This is a genomic window from Pseudomonas grimontii, assembly GCF_007858185.1.
GTDB classification, from domain to species: Bacteria; Pseudomonadota; Gammaproteobacteria; order Pseudomonadales; family Pseudomonadaceae; genus Aquipseudomonas; species Aquipseudomonas grimontii.
In genome coordinates, this window is record NZ_VFES01000004.1 from 158,276 (window position 1) to 180,924 (window position 22,649).

Annotated in this window: 15 protein-coding genes; 8 read left to right on the forward strand and 7 right to left on the reverse strand. The window is 60.5% G+C overall.

All coding sequences use genetic code 11. The features are described 5' to 3' along the window. Nucleotides 1-71 precede the first annotated feature (71 nt). Genes FIV39_RS09160 through FIV39_RS09190 form a run of 7 tightly spaced genes read left to right on the forward strand, consistent with a single transcriptional unit; the run spans nucleotide 72 to nucleotide 7,160 of the window. Nucleotides 72-920, forward strand: a complete 849-nt coding sequence (locus tag FIV39_RS09160) for an AMP-binding protein (protein ID WP_090402738.1) — start codon at nucleotides 72-74, stop codon at nucleotides 918-920. Further along, the gene (locus FIV39_RS09165; RefSeq protein WP_090402739.1) at nucleotides 917-1,687 is read left to right on the forward strand and encodes an ABC transporter ATP-binding protein; all 771 of its coding nucleotides are present in this window, start codon (nucleotides 917-919) and stop codon (nucleotides 1,685-1,687) included. Before FIV39_RS09160 ends, FIV39_RS09165 begins: the two co-directional genes overlap by 4 nt. Further along, complete coding sequence (locus FIV39_RS09170; RefSeq protein WP_090402741.1) at nucleotides 1,687-2,568, forward strand: branched-chain amino acid ABC transporter permease; 882 nt, start codon at nucleotides 1,687-1,689, stop codon at nucleotides 2,566-2,568. The genes FIV39_RS09165 and FIV39_RS09170 overlap by 1 nt, the downstream gene beginning before the upstream one ends. A 4-nt stretch (nucleotides 2,569-2,572) precedes the next feature. Then, a complete protein-coding gene (locus tag FIV39_RS09175; protein WP_090402743.1) occupies nucleotides 2,573-3,622 on the forward strand; it encodes a branched-chain amino acid ABC transporter permease in 1,050 nt (349 codons plus the stop codon). A gap of 19 nt (nucleotides 3,623-3,641) precedes the next feature. After that, on the forward strand, nucleotides 3,642-4,982 hold the full coding sequence (locus tag FIV39_RS09180; protein ID WP_090402745.1) for an ABC transporter substrate-binding protein: 1,341 nt from the start codon (nucleotides 3,642-3,644) through the stop codon (nucleotides 4,980-4,982). 3 nt (nucleotides 4,983-4,985) lie between these two features. Next, nucleotides 4,986-5,753, forward strand: a complete 768-nt coding sequence (locus tag FIV39_RS09185; RefSeq protein WP_090402747.1) for an ABC transporter ATP-binding protein — start codon at nucleotides 4,986-4,988, stop codon at nucleotides 5,751-5,753. Nucleotides 5,754-5,765: 12 nt separating this feature from the next. Further along, nucleotides 5,766-7,160, forward strand: coding sequence for an FAD/NAD(P)-binding protein (locus FIV39_RS09190; RefSeq protein WP_090402749.1), 1,395 nt, complete (start codon nucleotides 5,766-5,768; stop codon nucleotides 7,158-7,160). Nucleotides 7,161-7,201: 41 nt separating this feature from the next. On the opposite strand, the gene FIV39_RS09195 is transcribed toward FIV39_RS09190, so the two are convergent. From FIV39_RS09195 to FIV39_RS09210, 4 genes are read right to left on the reverse strand one after another with little or no spacing between them, the layout of a single operon-like run. Beyond that, nucleotides 7,202-8,443 (reverse strand): efflux RND transporter periplasmic adaptor subunit, encoded by a 1,242-nt coding sequence (locus tag FIV39_RS09195; protein WP_090402751.1) that lies wholly within the window; start codon nucleotides 8,441-8,443, stop codon nucleotides 7,202-7,204. Then, the gene (locus FIV39_RS09200) at nucleotides 8,433-9,911 is read right to left on the reverse strand and encodes a TolC family protein (RefSeq protein WP_090402754.1); all 1,479 of its coding nucleotides are present in this window, start codon (nucleotides 9,909-9,911) and stop codon (nucleotides 8,433-8,435) included. The genes FIV39_RS09195 and FIV39_RS09200 overlap by 11 nt, the downstream gene beginning before the upstream one ends. Beyond that, on the reverse strand, nucleotides 9,904-11,103 hold the full coding sequence (locus tag FIV39_RS09205; protein WP_090402757.1) for an ABC transporter permease: 1,200 nt from the start codon (nucleotides 11,101-11,103) through the stop codon (nucleotides 9,904-9,906). The genes FIV39_RS09200 and FIV39_RS09205 overlap by 8 nt, the downstream gene beginning before the upstream one ends. Next, the gene (locus FIV39_RS09210; RefSeq protein WP_090402759.1) at nucleotides 11,100-11,807 is read right to left on the reverse strand and encodes an ABC transporter ATP-binding protein; all 708 of its coding nucleotides are present in this window, start codon (nucleotides 11,805-11,807) and stop codon (nucleotides 11,100-11,102) included. Before FIV39_RS09210 ends, FIV39_RS09205 begins: the two co-directional genes overlap by 4 nt. Before the next feature lie 357 nt (nucleotides 11,808-12,164). On the opposite strand from FIV39_RS09210, the gene FIV39_RS09215 reads away from it, so the two are divergent. Next, complete coding sequence (locus FIV39_RS09215) at nucleotides 12,165-12,923, forward strand: TetR/AcrR family transcriptional regulator (protein ID WP_090402761.1); 759 nt, start codon at nucleotides 12,165-12,167, stop codon at nucleotides 12,921-12,923. Nucleotides 12,924-13,085: 162 nt separating this feature from the next. Here the strand turns inward: FIV39_RS09215 and FIV39_RS09220 are convergent, their stop codons facing one another. The 3 genes from FIV39_RS09220 to FIV39_RS09230 all read right to left on the reverse strand — a co-directional run bounded on the left by FIV39_RS09220 (nucleotide 13,086) and on the right by FIV39_RS09230 (nucleotide 22,557). Beyond that, complete coding sequence (locus FIV39_RS09220) at nucleotides 13,086-19,463, reverse strand: hypothetical protein (RefSeq protein WP_090402763.1); 6,378 nt, start codon at nucleotides 19,461-19,463, stop codon at nucleotides 13,086-13,088. Between the two features lie 366 nt (nucleotides 19,464-19,829). After that, complete coding sequence (locus FIV39_RS09225) at nucleotides 19,830-20,891, reverse strand: FUSC family protein (protein ID WP_090402765.1); 1,062 nt, start codon at nucleotides 20,889-20,891, stop codon at nucleotides 19,830-19,832. Between the two features lie 49 nt (nucleotides 20,892-20,940). Further along, a complete protein-coding gene (locus FIV39_RS09230; RefSeq protein ID WP_090402767.1) occupies nucleotides 20,941-22,557 on the reverse strand; it encodes an NADP-dependent glyceraldehyde-3-phosphate dehydrogenase in 1,617 nt (538 codons plus the stop codon). Nucleotides 22,558-22,649: the final 92 nt, after the last annotated feature.

Below are 22,649 nucleotides of genomic sequence, written 5' to 3' on the forward strand. Positions count from 1 at the left end.
TCCCGTGTCGATCCAAATAATCAAGCCAGCGGACCACCGCACGCACACCCCCCCAATAGGAGCAACCCCCTATGAGCGTGCACGAACCAACGGCCCTCCTGGAACACCTGCGCCACTGGGCGCAACTCACGCCGTTGCACATCGCCCTGCGCCACAAGCGCCAGGGCCAATGGTATGCCTGGCGCTGGATCGACACCTTGCGCGACGTCGAACGCCTGGCCGGCGGTTTGCGCCAGCACGGTTTAAGTGAACAGTCACGCGTGGTGCTCAGCGGCGCCTTTGAGCCGAACCTGCTGTTGCTGGCGTTGGCGGCCCAGTCCGTGGGCGCACAGGTGCTGACGCTGGCCGATAACCTCGAGCCGCAGGCTCTGGAGCAAAAGCTGTGGCGTATTCATCCCAGTCACGCCTACGTTCAAGGTCGCCAGCGCGATTGGACGTTCACCCAGCGGTTGGATTTCGCTCAACTGCTGGGCCCGGTCGAGCCGGCGCAATACCAGCAGCGCTGGTGGCAACCCACAGGCGAAACCGCGCTATGGAGCGAAGAAGGCACCCAGTGGCAAGGCGGCCTGGCCGTGGTGCTGGAGCAGTGGCTGAACAGCGGCCACGGCCTGGCCTTCCCGGAAAGCCTGGCCTCGGCGCGGCGTGATCGCAGTGAAGTGGCGCCCACCGGCCTGCTGCTGTCGCCCGCGCGCCTGCAGCACCTGGCTGACGACATCGAAAGCCGCCTGGCACCCCACGGCACCTGGCGTCGGCGCCTGTGCGACTGGGCCATTGCCCATCCGCAAAGTGGCCTGCGCCGCCTGCTGAAAAACCGCGTGCGCAAACTGCTGGGCTTCCAGCGGCTGGCTTATATCTGGCAGCCCCTCAAATCCAATGCTGAGCCGACGTGGCTTGCCGAATTCAAACGGGAACGTGCATGAGCCAAGCCATCCTCCAGGTGCGGGACATCTCGCTGTCGTTCAAGGGCGTCAAGGCGATCAATGCGTTGTCGTTTGAAGTGCAGCGCGGTGAAATCTGCGCGTTGATCGGGCCCAATGGCGCCGGCAAGAGTTCATTGCTCAACGTACTTAACGGCGTGTATCGCTTCGATGCCGGCGAGATCGTTTTCGAGGCGCAACACTTCCACCGCATCGACCCCTTGGGCGCCGCGCGCCGGGGCATTAGCCGTACATTCCAGAACAACGCCCTGTTCAAGAAAATGAGCGTGCTCGACAACCTCCTCACCGGCCTGTCGCGGCATATGCGCACCAGCTTTATCGAACAGGCCCTCGGCTTGCCGCGCGCACGGCGTGAAGCCGACGCCTTCCGCCTGCGTGCCCAGGGCCTCCTCGAATTCCTTGAACTGCAAGCCCACCGCGATGTGCTGGTGGGCAACCTGTCCTACGGCCTGCAAAAGCGCGTGGAACTCGGCCGCGCGTTGATCGCCGGGCCGAGCCTGTTGTTGCTGGACGAACCCATGGCCGGCATGAACGCCGAGGAAAAACAGGACATGGCGCGCTTTGTCGCCGACGTGAACCGCGACCTCGGCACCACCGTGGTGTTGATCGAACACGACATGGGCGTGGTCATGGGCCTGTCCGACCATGTGGTGGTGCTCGACTACGGGCGCAAGGTCGGCGATGGCACCCCGGCGCAGGTGCAGGCCAACCCCGAGGTGATCGCGGCCTACCTGGGAGTGGCGCACTGATGACGTTCTTCTTCGAAACCCTGTTCGGCGGCCTGCTCGCCGGTACCATGTACTCGCTGGTCGCCATCGGCTTCGTGCTGATCTACAAGGCCAGCGGCGTGTTCAATTTTGCCCAGGGCTCGATGCTGCTGTTTGCCGCGCTGACCTTCGTCAGCCTGCACGACCAGGGCGTGCCGTTTGCCCTGGCGTTGCTGTTGACGGTGATCGTGATGATCGTCGGCGCCTTGCTCATCGAGCGCCTGGTGCTGCGGCCGCTGGTGAACCGTTCGCAAATCACGCTGTTCATGGCGACGTTGGGCCTGTCATTCATTATCGAAGGCCTGGCCCAAGGTGTGATGGGCTCGCAAGTGCGCGCCCTGGACCTGGGCATCGACGATGTACCGCTGTTCGTCGGGCCGCTGATGCTCAGCCAGTTTGACCTGATCGCCGCGGCCGTGGCCGTGGTGCTGGTGACGGTACTGGCGCTGCTGTTCAACAAGACCCGCATCGGTGTGTCGCTGCGCGCGGTGGCGGATGACACCACGGCGGCGCTGTCCATCGGTATCAACCTCAACCGCATCTGGCAGATCGTCTGGGCGGTGGCCGGCATCGTCGGGCTGGTGGCGGGGTTGTTGTGGGGCGCGCGCCAGGGCGTGCAGTTTTCGCTGTCGCTGGTGGTGCTCAAGGCGTTGCCGGTGTTGATCATCGGCGGCTTCACCTCGATTGGCGGAGCGATTGTCGGCGGGCTGATTGTCGGCGCGGCGGAGAACCTCGCCGAGGTGTATATCGGCCCGCTGATCGGTGGCGGCATCACGCCGTGGTTCGCCTATGTCCTGGCGTTGTCCTTCCTGTATATCCGTCCCGCCGGCCTGTTCGGCGAGCGTGCCATCGAGCGAGTCTGAAAGCATGTCGATCCCTGTTGCTGAACACACCGCACCGTTGCTGCTGATCCAGCGGCGCGTGCCCTGGGGCCTGCTCGGCCTGCTGGCGTTGGCGTTTATCGTGGTGCCGCTGTGGGGCAATGACTATTGGCTCAATGCGATCCTCATCCCGTTCCTGGTGCTGTCACTGGCCGGGCTGGGCCTGAATTTACTCACCGGCTATACCGGGCAGACCTCGGTCGGTGCCGCCGGGTTCATGGCCGTCGGCGCCTTCGCCACCTATGGGTTTTTGCTGCGCCTGCCGGAGCTGGGCCTGCCGGTGGCGCTGCTCGGCGGCGGGATCATCAGCGCGTTGGTCGGGCTGCTGTTTGGCTTGCCCAGCTCGCGGATCAAAGGCTTCTACCTGATGGTCACCACCTTGGCCGCGCAGTTTTTCCTGGAGTGGCTGTTCGTCAAATTCCCCTGGTTCTACAACTACGGTTCGTCCGGGACCATCTCGGCGCCGAAGCTGGCGCTGTTCGGCCATGACCTCAACACGCCGCTGGGCCGCTACTGGCTGACCCTGGTCACGGTGCTGTTGTTGACCTGGGCCGCCGTCAACCTGGTGCGCAGCCAGGTGGGCCGCAACTGGATGGCGATCCGCGACATGGACACCGCCGCCGCCGTCGTCGGCATCCCGGTGGTGCGCTACAAGCGCCTGGCGTTTGCGGTCAGTTCGTTCTACCTCGGCATCGCCGGCGCGTTGTGGGCGTTTGCCTACCTGGGCACGGCCAGCGCCAGCAGCTTCGACATCAATCGCTCATTCCAGATCCTGTTCATCATCATTATCGGCGGCATGGGCAGCATCGCCGGCAACTTCGTCGGCGCGGCGTTTATCAGTTTGCTGCCGATTTTCCTCAGCCATGCCGGGCAGGCGTTGTTCGGTGGCTCGGTGGACGCGGGGCAGTTGCAGAACCTGCAGAAAATCATTTTTGGCGTGTTGATCATCGTGTTCCTGATCAAGGAGCCCGAGGGCTTGATTCGCCTGTTGCACAACCTTCGCGATCGGCTGCGTCAGTGGCCCCTACGTTTCTGACTTGAAGAAGAGAATCCCAATGCGTGCATCCTTGAAACGCTCCCTGGCCGGCGCCGCCTTCGCGCTGGCAGCCCTGGCCGGTGCCGTGCCACAGGCGATGGCTTCGGCCGACCAGCAGTTCTTTCCCCTGGCCACCTACCGGGTGGGTGCCTACGCGTCCAGCGGCGTGCAGGTGTGGGCCGGAATGATCGACTACCTGCGCTATATCAACGAGGTCGAAGGCGGCATCAATGGCGTCAAGCTGGTGTGGCAGGAATGCGAGACCGAGTGGACGGCGGAGAAGGGCATCGAGTGCTACGAGCGCTTCAAGAACGGCCTGGATGGCGCGCCGGTCGCGGTGTACCAGCCCAACGGTGCACCGGCGGCCTATGCGCTCAGTGAAAGGGCTGAGGTGGACAAGATCCCGCTGATCACCCTCGGCTACGGTCGCACCGAAGCCACCGACGGCACGGTGTTCCCGTACAACTTCCCGGTGATGCTGACGTTCTACAGCGAGGCGTCCACCCTGGTGAATTACATCGCCCAGCGCGAAGGCGGCTTCGACAAACTCAAGGGCAAGAAGATCGCCACGGTCTACCACGACTCGGCCTACGGCCGCGAAACCCTCGGCCCGCTGAAGTTGCTGGCGGAAAAATACGGCTTTGAAAATATCCAGATTCCGGTGGCCGACCCGGGTAACGAACAGTCCGCGCAATGGCGCCAGGTGCGCCAGGCCAACCCGGATTGGGTGTTCCTGCGTACCTGGGGCGTGTCTACCCCGGTGGCGGTGAAAACCGCCGCGCGCTTCGGCTTCCCGGTGGACCATATCATCGGCGATATATGGGCCAGTTCCAGCGAAGACGTATTGCCCGCAGGCGCCGCCGCCAAGGGCTACCTGGCGCTCACGCCTTACCCGGCAGGCGCGGATTTCGAGATCCACAAGCGCCTCAAGCAGTACATCCTCGACAAGGGCCACAGCGACCTCAAGGACCTGAAGAATTTCGGCAGCGTCTACTACAACTCCGGCCTGGTGAACGCCGCCGTCGCCGTGGAAGCGATCCGCACCGGCCAGGCCAAGTTCGGCAAGCGCCCGCTCAATGGCGAAGAAGGCCGCTGGGGCCTGGAACACCTGAATATCGATGACGCGCGCCTGAAGGACATGGGCTACCTGGGCCTGATGCAGAACCTCAAGCTGTCGTGCCGCGACCACGAAGGCGGCGGCTCGGCGCGCGTACAGCAATGGGACGGCGCCCACTGGACGCTGATCAGCGACTGGATCGCTGCCGACCGCGGCCTGTTACGCCCGCTGATCGATGAAAAATCCGCGGCCTTCGCCAAGGAAAAAGGCCTGACGCCACGCACCTGCACCGGGGATGAATAAATCATGAGCCAGCTCGCTACCGAAGCCACGCGCCCGTCGTTGTTGACGGTCAACGATATTGAAGTGATCTACGACGGCGCGATCCTCGCCGTGGCCGGCGTGTCGCTGAGCGTACCCAAGGGCGCCATCGTCGCCTTGCTCGGGGCCAATGGCGCCGGCAAGAGCACCACCCTCAAGGCGATCTCCGGGTTGGTGCGTGCCGAGCGCGCCGAAGTCAGCCGGGGCGTGATCGAATACGCCGGCGTCGACCTGGCCGGCGTCGACCCCAGCCAGCGCGTGCGCCAGGGCATGGTGCATGTGCTGGAAGGCCGCCATGTGTTCGGCCAGCTCACCGTGGAAGACAACCTGCGCAGCGGCGGCTTTGTGCGGCGCCTGAGCCGCAAGGCCATGGAACAAGACCTGGAGCGCATCTACGCCTGGTTCCCCCGGCTCAAGACCAAACGCCACACCCGCGCTGGCCTGACGTCCGGCGGCGAGCAGCAAATGGTCGCCATCGGCCGCGCGTTGATGACCCGTCCTACTTTGGTACTGCTCGACGAGCCGTCCATGGGTTTGGCGCCTATGATCGTGCAGGAGATCTTCGAGATCATCGCGCAGCTCAACCGCGAGCAGCAGGTGAGCTTCCTGATCGCCGAGCAGAACATCAACGTCGCGCTCAACTATGCGTCCCAGGGCTACGTGCTGGATACTGGGCGCGTGGCCTTGAGTGGCAGCGCCGCCGAGCTGTTGGCACGCGGCGATTTGCACGATATTTATCTGGGTAAACAGTAAAGGCGAATGTGCATGACTGAATCCCTCCGCAACGCTGATGTGCTGATCATCGGCGGCGGCCTGAGCGGTACGATGCTGGCCGTGCAACTGCTGCGCCGGCCTGGGCAGCGCCGGATCCTGGTGATCGAACCGCGCGCCGAACTCGGCCGTGGCGAGGCCTACAGCGCCGTCGAACTGGGCCACACCTTGAACGGCAACGCGGCGCGCATGAGCGTCGACCCGGACAACGCCGATGACCTGACCCAATGGCTCACCGCCTACATCGGTGCCGGCGGTTGGCCGGAGTCGGACCAGCAGCACGTGCCCATCAGCGAACTGTTCCCGCCACGCGGGATCTTTGGCCTGTATGCGCAGCAGCGGCTGGCTGAGGCCAAGGCGTTGTCGGCGTCCACCGTCGAGCATATCCGCGCCGAAGTCGTCGACCTGCAAGTCGGCGACGACTCAGTGTTGCTGACCCTCGACAATGGCCAGCAACTACGCGGCGCCCAGGCGGTGTTGGCCACCGGCATGTTCCCGGCGGCGCGCACGCCGCAGACCGACTCCAGCGGGTTGAACGCCGCCGCCGTGGACCCCTGGGACGTGCAGGCCATGACCCGGATCGACCCGCAGGCGCCCGTGCTGATCATCGGCTCCGGGTTGACCATGGTGGACGCCGTGGTGTCCCTGGAACAGGCCGGGCATCGTGGGCCCATCGAGGTGTTTTCACGCCACGGTTTGTTGCCCCATGTGCGCCGGCAACCACCGAGTTGGGAAGATTTCCTCGCCGCTGACCACGCCTTGCGCAGCCCTCGGCAACTGCTGCGCGAGGTGCGTCGCCAATGCCGCCTCGCACTGGCGCAGGGTATCGATTGGCAGGCGCCACTGGACACGGTGCGCGCCCATATCGGCCGGCTGTGGAGCCAGGCCAGCGAAGGCCAGAAACATCAGTTCGTACGGCATGTACGGCCCTGGTGGGAAAGCCATCACCACCGCTCGCCGCCGTTGAGTGCGCAGTTGGTGGCAAGTCTGCATAAAGAAGGGCGGTTGCGCATTCGTGCGGCGTCGTTCAAGGGGCTGGAGCCGGCGGGTGAGGGCGTGACCATTCGTTTGCGTTATCGGGGCGAACAGGCGATCACCTTGGTGTCGGGGGCGGCGTTGATCAACTCCAGCGGCATCGAATACGACTGGCGCCGCGTGGCCCGGCCGTTGCCCCGGCAGTTGCTTCAGCGCGGGCTGATCACGCCTGGGCCGTTGGCGTTGGGGATTGCGGCGGACACCTGCGGCGCAGTGCTGGATGCCCAGGGCGAGGTCAGTACGCGATTGTTCGCCATGGGCCCGCCGTTGAGGGGGATGTGGTGGGAGAGCACAGCAGTAACGGATGTGGCGCTTCAGGCTAAAGCCCTGGCATCGAAGTTGGCGCAACTCTAAATGTGGGAGGGGGGTTGCCCCCTCCCACAGGGGTTCTCCATTTATTTTGAGGTCTTTACGAAGCCGGGTGTTAGGCCGAACACCTCCACGCCCTGCGCCGTCGATTGCCCGGTGGTTACCTTCACCCGCTCCACCGGCTTATCCATCGCTTCTCGATACTCCACCGTCATATCCGCCTGGATCGCCTCGCTCGGAATCACCATCGCCTGCGCATTGTTGTAGGTGACGATGGTCAACCGCGCACTCATGCCCAGCCGCACCCGCTGCAACTGTTGCGGGGTCAGCTTGGGGATCGACAGGGTCACCGGAAACTGCGCGCTGCCCTGGCTGTCGCTGGCAATCGCCAAGCCGCTGACCACACTCACCGAGCCGCTCAGTCGTTCGCCGTCAAAGCCATCGCCCAGCACTTCCACCGCCTGGCCCTGGTGCAGTTGGTTGATGTCCAGCTCAGAGACCTTGGCGACGATTTTCAGCCGCTCGATATTGGCCAGGCCGAACAGCACCTGGCCCTGGCTGACCTTGCTGCCGGCCTGAATGGGTGCGTTCGTGCCGCCGCCTTGGGGCGTATTGTTGCCGGGCGCCGGCACGACGATGCCGGAGAACGGCGCCTTCACCTCCTTGCCTGCCAGCAGTGCGCGCAGGGTGTCGTATTTCACCGTGGCATTGGTCAGTTCCATGTCGGCGATCTGGCGGTATTCGCCCTTGCCCTGATCGAGTGCCTGTTGCAGTTCGCTGCGGGCGGAGGCGAGGTCCAGCTGTTGCTGCTGGGTCTGTTGCTTGAGATCGTCCAGCTCATTGCGCGGGATGATGCCGCGCTTGAACAGGTTTTCGCTTTCGGTGAGTTTGCGCTGGGTGTTGCCGGCGGTCATCTCGGCGGTACGCAGGCTGCGGCGCGCACGGCTGACGGTGGGGCCGCTGTCCCAGTCCTGCAGCTCTTGCACGGTGCGCCGGGCCTTGAGCTGGGCGGAGAGGGCGTCGCGCAATTGCACTTCAAGGGTGGCCGGGTCCATGCGCAGCAGTACCTGGCCGGCCTCGACCCGCTGGCCTTGCTCCACCAGATTGGCCTGCACATTGCCGTCGAACGGCGCGGTGAGGGTGAGGGTGGTGTCGGGCTCGATCTTGCCTACCAGGCCGATCTGGTGCACCAGCGGGTCGGGCTTGACGCCCAGCCACTGTTCGGTGGCGCCGGCCGGGCCTTCTGCGGGGCTGCGCAGGGCCAGCCCCGCGCCGGCCAGCAGCAGGATCAACGCGGCGCCCAGCAGGCGTTTTCGATTAGTAGTCATTGAGGGCGATTTCCCAACTTTCCAGCGTCATGCCCAGGGTCAAGTCGAGCTGAGTCTGGGCGTTCAAATAAGCGATCAGTGCGTTGAGCTGTGCATTTTCGGCATTGCGCAGGTCGGTCTCGAAACTCAGCACCTGGAAGTTGGTGGAGCGCCCGGCGCTGAGTTTCTCGCGTTCGATCTCGATCTTGCGCCGCGACAATTCCACCGCGCGCTGGGAGATTTCATATTGGCGCCAGCGGGTGCCGAGGTCGCGCACCACATCGTTGACGTTGCGTTCCAGTTCCTGGCGGGCGTCGGTGATGCGGATCTCCTGGTCCTCCACGTTGACCCGCGCGCGCACTTCGGCCTGGCGCGTGCTGATGTCGCCGATGGGGATCTGCACCTGCACCCCGGCGTAGCTGTCCCAGGTGCGGTTGTTGGTGCTGCCGGCGTCGTTATTGTAGGCGTCGCGTATCTGGTTCGCGCCGGCTACCAGGTCCACTTGCCAGCGCCCGGAGTCCTTGGCGATCACCAGGTTGAGGTCGGCCTGCTGGCTGCCGAGCAGGGCGGCGAGGTATTCCGGTTGCTGGGTCTGCGCGAGGTTGAAGGCTTGGCGTTTATCGATCTGCATGGGTTTGGCCTCCAGGGCTTCGCTGGCGCGAATCGGCGTGGACAGGTCCAGGGCCAGCAGGCGCAACAGCGCCAGGCGGCTGGTGTCGAGCTGGTTCTGCGCCTCTTCCACGCCCAGTTGCTGGGTGGCGATGTCGGCTTCGGTCTGCACGATTTCGAATTCGGCCATGCGCCCGGCACTGATCAGGGCCTTGTTCACTTCCAGCAAGGTGCCGGAGCGCTTGAGGGCGTCCTGCACGATGCTCAGTTGCTCCTGGGCGCGCAGCAGTTCGCGGTAGGTGGCGATGATCTGGCTGATGGTCTGCGCCACGGTCGCCTTGAGGTTCAGGCGGTTGGCCTGCTCCGACAGGCGTGACAGGCGCAACGGTGCGGTGGTGGCGTCCCAGCCGGCGCCGCGCAGCAGCGGCTGGATGATCGCCAGGTCGAGGCCGTCGCTGCGGTAGCGGCCGGCGCGGTCGGCGTTGTTCAACTGCTGGGTCCAGGCCATGCTCAGGCGGGTGCCGTACTCACTGAGCAAGCTGGTGGCCGGCGCCACGTTGGCATTGCGCGCACTGTCCTGGGAGCCGCGCGTGCTGCGGTAATAGCTGTTGAGCGTGAGCTTGGGGTTGAACACGTCTTCGGCGACGCGCAGGTCGAATTTCTGCGCGACCCGTTGCAGGTACGCGCTGCGGATCGCAGGGTTGTTGCGCAGGCCCAGGTACACCGCGTCACCCAGGGTCATGGTGGTGACCTGGGCATTCAAGGACACGCCCCGGTCGTAACCGCTGCGGGTGCTGCTGGGGGCTGACGGCTTGATGAGCACATCAGCGGCCATGCCGTGCAGGCTGATCAACACGAGCAACCCTAGCCATTTACTCATCGCGCAAGGCCTCCACCGGCTGCAACCGTGAGGCCGAGACCGCCGGGTAGATGCCAAAGAACAAGCCCACCAGCAACGTACTGCCCACCCCCAATGGCAGGGCGGCGACGGCCAGGTCGAAAATCCAGCCCGACAGCCAGGCGTAGAGCCAGGCGGCCGTCATCCCGAGCACCGCGCCGCACAGCGCGCCGACGGCGGTGAGGGTGACGGCTTCGAGCAGAAACAGGTTACGGATGTCGCGCTGGCGAGCGCCCAGGGCCATGCGAATGCCGATCTCGCGACGGCGTTCCGACACGTTCATCAGCATCACGTTCATCACCCCCACACCGCCGCCGACCAGGGAGATGGCGCCGAGGGCCAGCAGCAGGTAGGCGAAGGTGCGGCTTTGCCGGGTCATGCCGTCGATCATTTGCTGGGGCACCTGGATGTCGACAGTGTGGTCGGTGAGCTGGGTCTGCAAGGCGCTGGCGGCTTGCTTGGCAATGCGCTCCATGTCCTGGCCGGGCGCGGCGCGGATAATCACATTGCCGATCTGCGGCGTGGGGAAGATGCGGCGCATGCCTTCGGCGGGAATGAACAACGAATCGTTGGCCTGTACCGGCATCAGCATTGCCCGGGGTTGGTTATGCAGAATGCCCACCACCAGGAACAGGTAATCGTTGATGCGCACGCGGTCGCCCAGTTGCAGCGGATCGCCCGGCGTTCCAAGGGCCTGGGCCACCTGGTCGCCGATCACGCCATAGGTTTCGTTGGCATCGAAGCTCGACAGGAAGCGTCCCTGCTGTACCACCAGGCGCATGGCCGCCTGGATGTCCGGCGTACTGCCGACGAAGTTGGCGTTGGTGGTGCGGCCATGGAACACGATGGGCCCGCTGAACAAGCTGAGCGCGCCGATATGGGCGATGCCCGGCACGGCTTGGCGCACGGCCTCCAGGTCGAGCCTGGCGGGCGCCGGCACAGTGCTGCTGCCCTTGGGCGGGAACTGGGCGACCAGGGTGTCGGTGCCCATGTCCTTGAAAATCATCGCGGCATCCACCGCCGCGTTATGGCCGATATTGATCAACGCCACCACCGACGAACTGCCGATGACGATGCCCAGCAGCGCCAGGACCGAGCGCTTGCCCAGGGTGCGCAGGCTGACGAAGGCTTCGTGCAGTAGTTGGCTGAAGCTCTGTTCGACCCGCAGGCTCATAGGCGCCCGACCTCGTGCACCACGCCGTTGCGCACCAGGATCTTGCGCTCCAGGCGTTCGGCGATATGCGAATCGTGGGTAACGATGATCAGCGTGACCTGTTGCTCGCGGTTTAACGCCAGCAGCAGGTCCATGATGTCCTGGGCGGTGGTGCTGTCGAGGTTACCGGTGGGTTCGTCGGCCAGGATCACCGACGGTTTGCCCACCAATGCACGGGCAATCGCCACACGTTGGCGCTGGCCGCCGGAGAGGTCGGCGGGACGGTGGTGGGCGCGCTCCGCCAGCCCGACCTGTTCGAGCATACGCAGGGCCTGCTCCACCGATTCATGCCGTGACACACCGCGATAGCTCAGGGGCAGGGCGACGTTGTCCAGGGCGCTGAGACGCGGCAGCAGGTTGAAACTCTGGAACACAAAACCGATCTGCTGGTTACGGATTGCCGCCAGTTGATCCGCACTGGCGTTGAAAATATCGTGGCCGGCAAAGTGGTACTGGCCGCCATTGGGCAGGTCCAACAGGCCGAGGATATTAAGCAGGGTGCTTTTGCCGGAACCTGAGGCACCGAGGATGCCGCAGCTGTCACCACGGGCGATGGACAGGCACACATCATTGAGAATGGTCAGTTCTTGCCCGGCGAGCTGATAGCGCTTGCCGATGCCTTGCAGGGAAATCAAGCCTGGGTGCGCGGGGGTCTCTGTCATCATGACTACGCCTGCAGTCTCGACACCGCCGTCACGCCCCGTGTAAAGCCTTGTAACAAGTTCGGGAGCTGTCTGGTGCGCGTCACGGACTGGTTTTATTTCTTGTTTTTAAAATATTGTTTGAATACTAACCGTGTTCCCTGCCGTTCGCCAGCCATGGGTGTAGAGCGGTTTTACCCTTTGAAACGATTTCACCCGTTGGCGTGGTGGGCTGCCAAAATACCCCTGAACAGCCTCAAAATGCCCGCCGGCAAAGGCTTTGGATAGTATGGCGGTGTGTCACTACTTGCTTTCGACCGGCCGCCCCGGTATAAAAAATCAAATTATTTTTTAAAACAATATTTCCCCCGTGGAACTTTTATGGCCGCGAAGAAACTTAGCGCTCCAAACATTACCAAGACTCGATTGCTGGATGCGACAGAGGCTCTCTTCATCAAATACGGCTATGACGCCGTTCTGCTGCGGCAGATTACCGAGCGTGCGCAGGTGAACCTGGCCGCCGTGAACTACCACTTCGGGGACAAGGACTCCCTGATGAAGACCCTGCTGATGCAACGCCTGGAGCCGCTCAACGAGCAGCGCCTGGAGCTGCTGGCACGCTGTGAAGCGGAATCCGATGGCCCCCTCGATTGCGACACCTTGCTCGGCGTACTGTTTGCCCCGGCCATGGGCCTGGAGCGCAGCGACCCGGCCAGCGCCAGCGGGGAAGGGCGTTCCTTCATCCGCTTCCTTGGGCGGGTGTACAGCGACACCTCACCGTTTATCCAGGAATACCTCAAGGTGCATTACCAGCCGGTGTTCCAGCGTTTCTTCGAAGCCTTCGCCCTGGCCTTGCCGGATCTGCCGCGCAACGAACTGGGAGTGCGCCTGCAATTTGCCCTCAAGGCGATTTCCGGGGTGATGGCCGGCACCGAGCTGCGCCTGCTGATGAATTCCATGAGCCTGGGCCGCCCGGCGACGGATGCCGAAGTGATGGCCAAGCTGATCACCCTGGTATCGGCAGCGATTCGTGTGCCGCAGCAGAGCCCGGAAGCGGAAACCGCTTTGGCCAAGGTGCTGGATACCCAGCGGGCGATTCGCGAACAGGCGTCGGCATCGGTGAGTAAGGCTGCACGCTGAGCGCAACGCATGCCACCACAGGGGCGAACGTGCTCGCTCCTGTGAGGCTTTTTAGCTTGCTTTACACGGTCATTGGCCCGCACCGTCAAATCTCATACCGGGAGGTGCACAAGATTGGCAGGCTACAGCGACGCTACGCTGCAGCGCACCGATCCTGAAGGTTTATGGCTGTTTGAGTATCGGCGTTTTTGCTTCCCTGAACTCCGCTATCCAGGCGTCATCCAGCGGACTTTCAAAGGTCCCCGTGATACCGAAGCTGCGGGAAGTCCAAATCGTTTTTCCTTCGCGCTCCCATTGGGCCATTCGACGTTCAAACATCCGGGTGTAGTCTTTGGCTTTGCAGGTTATGCCTGCCCATGGGTCGACGATCCAGGCATCCTTCCATTCGGGCTCTGCGAAATCTACCGTAGCTCTTTCAACCGCAGAATCAGGGCCGCCAATCACGGTAAACACATGGCCCTCCTGGGCCGTACTCCATATTTTTGCCTCACCACCACTTTGCTTGATGATATAGGACGTGATTTGCGCCATTTCTCCGCAGTTACCCGCGCCGGTTGTCAATATCTGGTCCATTTTTATGGATTTATCCCAGTTCGGTTTGCTGCGTAGCCACGATACGACATCACTCGCAAGTGCTTGTCGCTCAAAGTCGGCTGGCGTAGGGGTGAGCTTGTTACCTGCTCCTAGACCCGTCGCGGCCATTTGTTCGTTGACGGCCTTTACCGAGCCTTTTGCATAAAATTCATTTTTTTCAAACGCTGATAAGCTGTCAAAGTTCGCAGGTTTTTCCAGGGGCAATGCTTGAATGGGCGCCAAGGCAACCTTGCCCTCTCTGCCATAGGCTTTGGTATAAACCTCATTGAGGAACTCGCGTTTTTGTATCGCACTCAATTGTGAGGTTTTAGCTTCCAGCGAATTCAACTGGGCTTCAGTCGTTCCGTTGTTTTTAAGTTTTTGTATAAGAGATCTGTAGGTTGGAAGCTGATACAGGTTTTGTTTTTTTGGCATACCTGCGCAGGCATAAAGGGCCTCTTTTTCACTGTTGTAAAGATCTACAAGCTGCCGGTTTGCCTTGGTGAATTTCCCGGACCCGTCCGCCAGTTTTCGAGCGTAAAAGACGCCTGTATCTGCTTCTGCTATTACATGTTTTTCGGGGTTAGACCCTACGCTTTCAACGATTAATCCCCTCATCATCCGTTGGTCTGAGATGCTTTTGCTTATCGGCCCAAACTGGATGACAACGGTGTTTTGCTCAATGTTGGTAATCGCCGTATCACCTGTAACGCCGAAGAGCGGATCCTTCTTGATCGTGCCGATTACATCATCTGCATAGATGATAGGTTTGTTCTTCGAGTGGGCAGGGACGAGTTCATCATCAACTACCGTGTAGATTCGGCGATCACGAATGATGGCGCTTGCTTCGCCATCAGTTGCGGATGACGGAAAAAAGCGCTGATGCTCAAGGGCTTGAATGATTTCTGCATTCCGTCCCAGGTCGTTACTGAGCACTTTTGTAAAACACATTGCGGATGTTTCGCGTCGGAGCCTATTTACGGAGGGCGCCGGGCAGAAGGCTTCGATATCGTCAGGTTTTTGATAGTGGTCGACGGATGACAGCTCAGACAATAGGTCAGGGTTTTCGGGGGAGTAGTGATAAACCTTGTCCCCATCCACCACATCAAATCCGGAGGGGCGCCGGATCGTATAGGCTTGCTCTGACAGCGGCTTCCTGGCAACCAATGCATGGGTACCGTCGGAAAAGGTTTCTTGAGCAAGAGGAATGGAGGCGTCAGAAATAAACCCCTGCACGGGCGGTCCGTAAGCGGTCATGGCATTCACGTCATAGGCATACCAGTTGCCGTTTTGAAACACGGCGGTCACTTTGCTGCGTGTGCTGTCTGTAAGCTTAAGGTCGCCATCGCCGATGTCAGGCCGGTTCTCCAGCACACGCGCTCCAGCGCCGAGGTCAGCACGTTGAAGTCGGCCTATGCGGGCCCTTTCTTTCGCGGCAGTCGCCGAACGTATATCGTGAAGTAATCCGCCGGGTTGCAGCACTTCCTCAGAGGCGCCATCAACTACGCCGTTTTTCAGGGGGCTGGCGGCAACCCGCTCGAAGGTTTCTCCGACGGCTGTGAAGACTTTCCCCATTCCGCTAGGGAGAACGAGGCTCATCGCATCGATAAAGAGGTCTTTGCCAGCCGCTACATACTTGCCCTCTACAATATCTTCAATACTGGTTACGCCCGGAACCATACGGGCGAGGAAGTTCAGCCGTTGCGGGAACGTCATGGGAGTCGTTTCAAACGCATTATGCCCCCGTTGGCAGGCTTCGAATTCTTCTTTGCGCAAGAAGTGCGAGTCAACGGCGATGTTGGCAATGAGTTGCAGAGACTCACTGAAATACGTCGGCGATATCGAACTGTCGCCACTGCCGAACGTTACCATGCCGTCAACCACCATCTCGCCGTTGATACGGGTCTTAGGCTCGATAGGGTCCACGATGACATTCGAGGTCACGCCGTCTCTGGGCGTCGCAGGAGAACTGAACGCGTTGAAGTCCAGTGGCAATGCATGACTGCCCTCATCTCTGCTGTCATAAATTTTGCCGTAACTTTTATTGGTGCCACCGATCGGCATCGGAACGGGCAAGTGAGGGATTTTTTTGATAATCGCGGCATCGGGGAATATGCCGTAGTCGTTAACGACCCCGTTGTGTGTTGCCCTGATCAATATTCCGTGGCTGCCCTTTTTTCCTGTTTTCGCTTGCAGGTTTTCCCAGAACGAAGTGTCTGATTCTCGTACGCTGTAATAACGGATGCTGCCATCGTTCAGGTGGTTTCTGTCCTCCAGCGGAAGTTTGGACAATAAATCCTTGATGACCGTTATTGAGTGATTTCGGCGTAGCGCGTAGTCATTGTTAATGATCGATTCGAACTGAGCAGTGACATTTGGCAAAGTCCCCGCTTGGGCTCTCAGCCGTTGGAGCGGGATATGAGTGTCGCTGGTCTCCCATGCGGGGTCGTCCAGTTGGTTGGCTTCATATAATTCCAGCACGCTTGCCCACCTGTCTTGCAGGGTGGAGTCATTGGCTTTGCGCAAGCGGCTCGCTTCATAGGGAATATCAGGGCCAAACGTGGCCCTCAGGTTTTCAAGCGCCAGGGCCCTGCGCGTCGGCGGCGTGGATTGGCCGAGGAATTTTACCGCCGCGTTGGTTTCCTTGATTTGTTGCTCAAGTCTGTCCTGGCACAGTTTTATATCTTCAAAGGTGTATTCGTCTTTATCATTTTTGTCGATGATGTCGTTGATAATCCCCCAGTCAATTAGCGGATTCATTTGCGCCCTTGCCAACTGCCGCTCTTCGGCCGTGGAAATGGGCGTTATTTTATGAAAGTCCATGACTTGTTGATAGGTCATGGTGCTGACGGCGCCGGGGGCGATCTGTTCAATACGGTTAACTGCTGTATTGAAGTCGGTCCAGGCGGGCGTGCCGTAGATCAACGTTGAAGGCAACGCGTTGACAAGAAATTGGGGCGCTTTGCCAGACAGAAGAACGTGGGCCGCCAAGGGCGCCACAGCGGCGTCGATTTTGTGAGTATCGATGAGGTGTTGGGTAAACTTGCCAAGCAATTGACTGGCAGAATGCCCCCAGTGGTGCGGCTGCATGAAGTCAAAACCGGCGATAACGTTACGTTTGCCATCTGCCGTGGGATCCATCTCAAGTATCAGTGCTGTCAGAATCCACTGGCTGATGCTGGTTGACGTCGGGAATCCCTTCATTTGAGTTTGCAAGGCCTGGCCCAATGCCTGTGCCTTGTCGCCGGCGAGCAGGTGGTCAAGGTTCTTTTGGCTATCTGTGTGGAGGTTCTCCGATGTCGGCGCGAGATAGTTGAATAGCCTGGTGCCTGTAGCCAATTGGGCCTTCACCACCCGTTCTACTTGCTCACGTTGAACCGTGCTCAGCGGCACCGGCGTCGACAGAAACCCCCATAGGTCTGCCAACGGACTGCTCTGCGGGACAGGCGTGCTGAGGGCCTTCAGCAGGTTTCGTATTTCCGCTGTGTTTTGCGGTACTTTCCAGCCGTTGTCGTTGATGAATGTATCTGCGCTCCTGACCCCCTTGGGGGAGTGGGAGGAGTTCGGGTCAGCCTTGAGGTGAATATCTTCCAAGCGAGTCCCGTTGAGCGCCCGCTTCAACCGATTGATAAGTGTGTAACGGTCGTTTTGGTTGCCGAGCGCCGTCTTCTGGTGCTCGAGTGCTTCGTCGCTATGCTCTGGCTGTCTGGAATGAGGGGTAAAGGCCTTTGCGCGCTTCATGTCGTGGGCCAGCCGGGTGAAGCTCGGGCTGCTCAGGTCGCTGGTGTTGCCACCGTAAAAATTGAATACAAGGCCAAACGGTGCCGCTGTTGCGCTGGAGGGCTTGGCAATCATGATCGGTTGACCATGGGCCACTAAGGCATTTGCCGCGTCGGCCAGCGGGACAAGGGCGTCAAACAGTGCTGGGAAATCACGGGCAAAGTCCTTGATAAAGAACACTTGGTCGATGCCGTTGGCTTTGGCCTTCAAGGCCTTGATGGCAGGGTCGAAGACCAAAGTCTCTGAGTCGATGTTATACATCGCTGCCCACTCGGTGAATGCCCGCCCGTTGAAGGCGCTGGTGAGGTGTTTCCACCACTGCCCAAACGTCGAATGCGCGGGAATGTTTTCAAGCATTCTTGATAAGTCGGACGAGCGCTCATTATTGAGGGCCAGCATCATGGCGCTGACGAGCAGCGCCAGCTCACTGTCACCGTCGACGCGGTTTTTGGCGAAGGAGGGTACGCTAGCGGTGGGTAGCGTACTGGCCAGCCTCTGCTTGAGCGCTTGCTGCTGCTCCCTGGCCGCGCGCTGCCGCTCCGGGTGGCCGTGTGTGGCGGGTGCGAAGGCGCTGAAGGACGTGTTATTCAGCTCCGCGCATTTTTTAAAAATCTGATCAAAAGCGCCGTCGGGAATGACCTCTCCGTAAAACCGTAATATCAAGCCCAAGGGGGCGGTTTCCAGATTGGAATAGCTGGCGCCGTCGGATTTTCCGCCGGTCAGGCGTGCTGCTGCCTCAACGATAGGCGCAGCGATATCCGGCCACTCGGACACATCATTCAAGGTGAATACGGTGTCTATGCCTTTGGCCTTACAGATCAAACTGCTGGTAACGGGATCGACACTGATACTGCTCAGATCAATGCCGTGCGTTTGGATAAACGCCTTGAATTCACGGGACGTCAATGAAGCCTTGAACGCTTTCTGTGCCTGACCGAATGTCGAGTACTCAGGTATAGGGTCGACAGTATCTTGAGCGTCATTGATGAACTTTGTTTTAAAGGCGCTATTGGCCACCGCTCGGCTGCAAAGTCGAGCGAGGCGTTGATCGTCCGCGTCAACCCGTTGCGCTGGCGTTAGCTTGACCTTTGCCTGAGAAAGTTCATCGCGCTGTGCTGGCGTCAATCCGTTTACGTAATGGATGGCCGCTTGTTGACGTTGCGAAAAGCCATGGGGCAACTCGGCCGTTCTGATGTCATGAAACGTTTTGAAGGTTGTCAGGTACTTAATTGCATAGAGCCTGGCATTAGGATTGTTGCTGAAACCGGCATTGTAAAAATTCCCGACAGTGCTGAGTGAGGCTTTATCACTGGACTGGAAGTCAACGTGCTTATCACTGCCAGGCGTCAGCCTTGCGGCCGCGGCTAAAACGGCCGACGACGCAGTTGACCAACCTGAATGGTCCTTTAGCGAGAAGGTGCGAGGCTGGTCATCGGCGATACAGCTCAGTTCTCCCGTGTGAGTGGAGATTCGAAGGGAGGACACTTCAATATTGTTGTTCCGGGCGAAAGTAGCGAACGGTTCGCTGCCCAGCGCTTGACTTAGCTTCGCCCACGCAATACCAAAGGTTGAAAATGGTGGAATGTTGTGGATGTTTTCCTCTGGGGGCTCTTCACCATTGATACGGCTGTAGGCATAACTGGCTGCGATCTCATCGGCACACAACTGGGCCATTTCGCTGTCGCCCTGGAGCAACCATGCGCCTGGCGAAAGTACCCCGTCGTTCTCGGCAGGGGGTAGGAGTTCACGCCTGGCTCTAGACGGTATTGTTGTTGTTTCCCCGCTATTGCTGATCAGCTGCGCATAGGTTTTTCGCGCATCTTGAGGACTGGGCTGATTCAGCAAGCAGGCAACTGCCCTGGCTATCTCAGCGTCTTCCATGGGGGTGTTTGAGGTAAACAGGAGATAGAGAATTTGATCGGCAAGACTGGGCTTGTCCGGTGCAGGGCGCTGTTCAAGTATCTCAAGGACACGTTGCTCAACCGTGAGTGGCGCCGCTGTTCGGAGCTCTGGCTTGCTTTCCCAGTGGGGTGAACCCGTGCTTGACGGGCGTTCAATCACAGCGTGCAGGCGGTTGCCCAATGCGCTCAATACGGTGGAAACTGTTGCGTTGTCCACGGGTGTATTGAGCTGGGGTGCAACGGAGTGCAGGGCTTGAACGCTGCGTTGGGCGTTGACCGTTCTCATAACTCACTTTCTCGCTGGGTTGAAGATCCCAGTGAGTGGTTGCAGAGGTGTTAGGGTTCCTGCACCCGGCGTGGTGGTTTTGTGAGTACCTGCTGGTTAGCCCGGTAGACATAACCATGGGCTCGTCGAAAAAGCCCTCATCCAAAAAGCATAAAAAAAGCCCGCTGGGGCGGCGGGCTTGATATGCAACGTTTGTAACGGATGAGGCTTCACCCTACGTCCTTGGATGTGAATAAATCGTGAAAAAAATGTAGGAAAAAGTTAGAGGCTTAAAAAGATCTACGCAGAGGCGATCACATGCCTTTCGTAGGCCGCTGTTAACTCTGACAGAAGGAGCGCCCTCAAACGGGTCTTGGGGCTGATTGGTCAAATCTTCCAGCGCCCGGCGCTCTTAGCCAGCCGCTGACGCATCCCATCCACGTTCGCCGCCAACTGCACGGTCAACAACCGGTAGCCATCCAATGCGCTATAGACCGGCGCATCCAGAGCTGCCTCGCTCACACCAGCAGGGCTGGGCCGCTCAAGCCGCTCGGTCACCCCCGACCTCAACGCCCGCGCCATCCCCACCAGTTGCACACGAATTTGCCGGTGCTCGGCCTTCAACATGACCTGCATCCGTGCAGTGGCCTGTTCATCGCGAGGGTCTGGACGGGTGTTGCCGAGAATCTCCAGGGTGCTGATGCACATGCGCAGGTGCCGCTGGATCGTGTCCAGTTCGGTCATGGAGATGCGCACTTCCTTGGACACCGACGGCATCAGCGAACGCAGTTGCACCATCGCCGCATTCAAGCGGTTCAGCAACTTGAGGTGCTCATCGTCGGTGACCGACTGGCCACTGATAATTCGGCTATAGATCGCGGCACAATCGCGCAACGCGCTGGCCAGGTTGTAGCGCCACGAGTACACCGCATACAGCGGCAGCGCGAAGGAGAACGCCAGGGCCAGCACGATACCGATCAGGATGTCGACCGTGCGCCACAAGCCATCCGAGATCGGATTGTCACCGTGCCCGGCAACGATAAACACCGTGATCGCCGACAGCAGCGCGATGTAGCCGCCCTTGCCGATGGCGTGATAGGAGAAGAAGCCGCACACCACCGACATCAACAGGTACGTCAGCAGCGGCTGGCCGAAGTAGGCCTGTTGCACCACCAGCAACAAGCCGACGCTGGCGCCGATCAAGGTACCGTAGGCGCGCTCCATGGCTTTCTTGCCGATATTGCCGTGGTGCTGCAAGCCGCCGATCACAATCAGCATGGTCACCGACGCCCACTCACCGTGGGGCAGGTTGATGCCAGTGGTCAGCAGGATCGTCGCCAGCAAGCCGATGGACACGCGCACGGCGTGGATCAGTTTGGCATGGCGATAGCGGCGGTACGGGTCGAGCAAGGGGCGCACCAGGCGCCGGGCGAGGAGTGGCAGGTTCATCGGTACTAAAGTGGCCTCGGTTCTGGAGATGTACACAATCCAAATGTGCTTAGAAAATGTAGTCAGTGGTCAGGAAGCTCGAATCACGGTTGCGCAGGATGTCGCTGACCAGCGCCTTGTTGCTCTCCTGGAACTTGGTGGCAACCAGGGTGCGGATCGAAAACACCCGCAGCGCGTCATGTACCGACAGCGTACCCTCGGCCGAGTTCTTGCGTCCGTTGAACGGGAAGGTGTCTGGCCCGCGCTGGCACTGGGCATTGATATTGATGCGGCCGACCTGATTGGCAAAGGTGTCCACCAGGCGCCCGACTTCCACCGGGTTGCTGCCGAAGAGACTCAACTGCTGGCCGAAGTCCGAGTCGAGTACGTACTCGATCACCGTGTCCAGATCACGGTAGGGCACGATGGGCACCACCGGGCCGAACTGTTCCTCGTGGTACACGCGCATCTGCGGGTACACCGGGTACAGCACCGCCGGGTAGAAGAACGAACCACGGCTGCTACCGCCATTGGCATTCACCACCTGGGCGCCGTGTTGTTGCGCATCGGCCACCAGCTCGTTGAGGTAATCCACCTTGCCGACTTCCGGCAGCGGTGTCAGTGAAACGCCGTCTTCCCAGGGCATGCCGGGCTTGAGGGTTTCCAGTTTGCGGTTGAATTTCTCGATGAAACTGTCGACCACGTCTTCATGCACAAACAGGATTTTCAGCGCGGTGCAGCGCTGGCCGTTGAAGGACAACGAACCGGTGACGGCCTCGCTGACGGCATTGTCCAGGTCCACCTCGGGCAGCACGATGCCGGGGTTTTTCGCATCCAGGCCCAGGGCGGCTCGCAAGCGGTGCGGCTTGGGGTGCAGCTTTTTCAAGTCACTGGCGGCCTTGTTGGTGCCGATAAAGGCAAAGATGTCGATCTTGCCGCTGGCCATCAATGCACTGACGGTTTCGCGGCCGCTGCCATAGATCACATTGATCACGCCGGCCGGGAAACTGTCGCGAAACGCCTCCAGCAACGGGCGGATCAACAGCACGCCGAGCTTGGCCGGCTTGAACACCACGGTGTTGCCCATGATCAGCGCCGGGATCAGCGTGGTAAACGTCTCGTTGAGCGGATAGTTATAGGGGCCCATGCACAGCGCGACGCCCAGGGGCACGCGGCGGATTTGCCCGAGGGTGTCCTGTTCCAGCTCGAAGCGGCTGCTGCGGCGGTCGAGTTCCTTGAGGGCATTGATGGTGTCGGTGATGTAGTCGCAGGTGCGGTCGAACTCTTTCTGCGAGTCCTTGAGGTTCTTGCCGATCTCCCACATCAGCAGCGTGACCACTGCGTCGCGCTGTTCGCGCATACGCCGCAAAAACGCCTCGACGTGCCGGATACGGTCCACCACCCGCATCGTCGGCCATTCACCCTGGCCACGGTCATAAGCGCGCACGGCGGCGTCGAGGGCCGTGAGGGCGGTCTCGGCGTCCAGCAACGGCGTGCTGCCGATCACCACGCGGCGGTCGCCCAATTGCACCGGGCTCTGCACCTGGGCCAAGGGGCCGTTCCACACCTGCAACTGGCCGTCCACCAGGTAATCACGCTGTTCGATGGGCGCTGCCAGGCGGTATTGCTCGGGAATATCGGCGACGCTGGTGGGAAACAGCTGGGCGAGCAGGTTGCTGGTGGTCATGTCACTTCCCCTGGAATAGTTGCAAAACATGACTAGAGAGTCACCCAACAACGGGCTCTATGGCAAGGCTTGTGCGCTTTGCAGTACGCAGC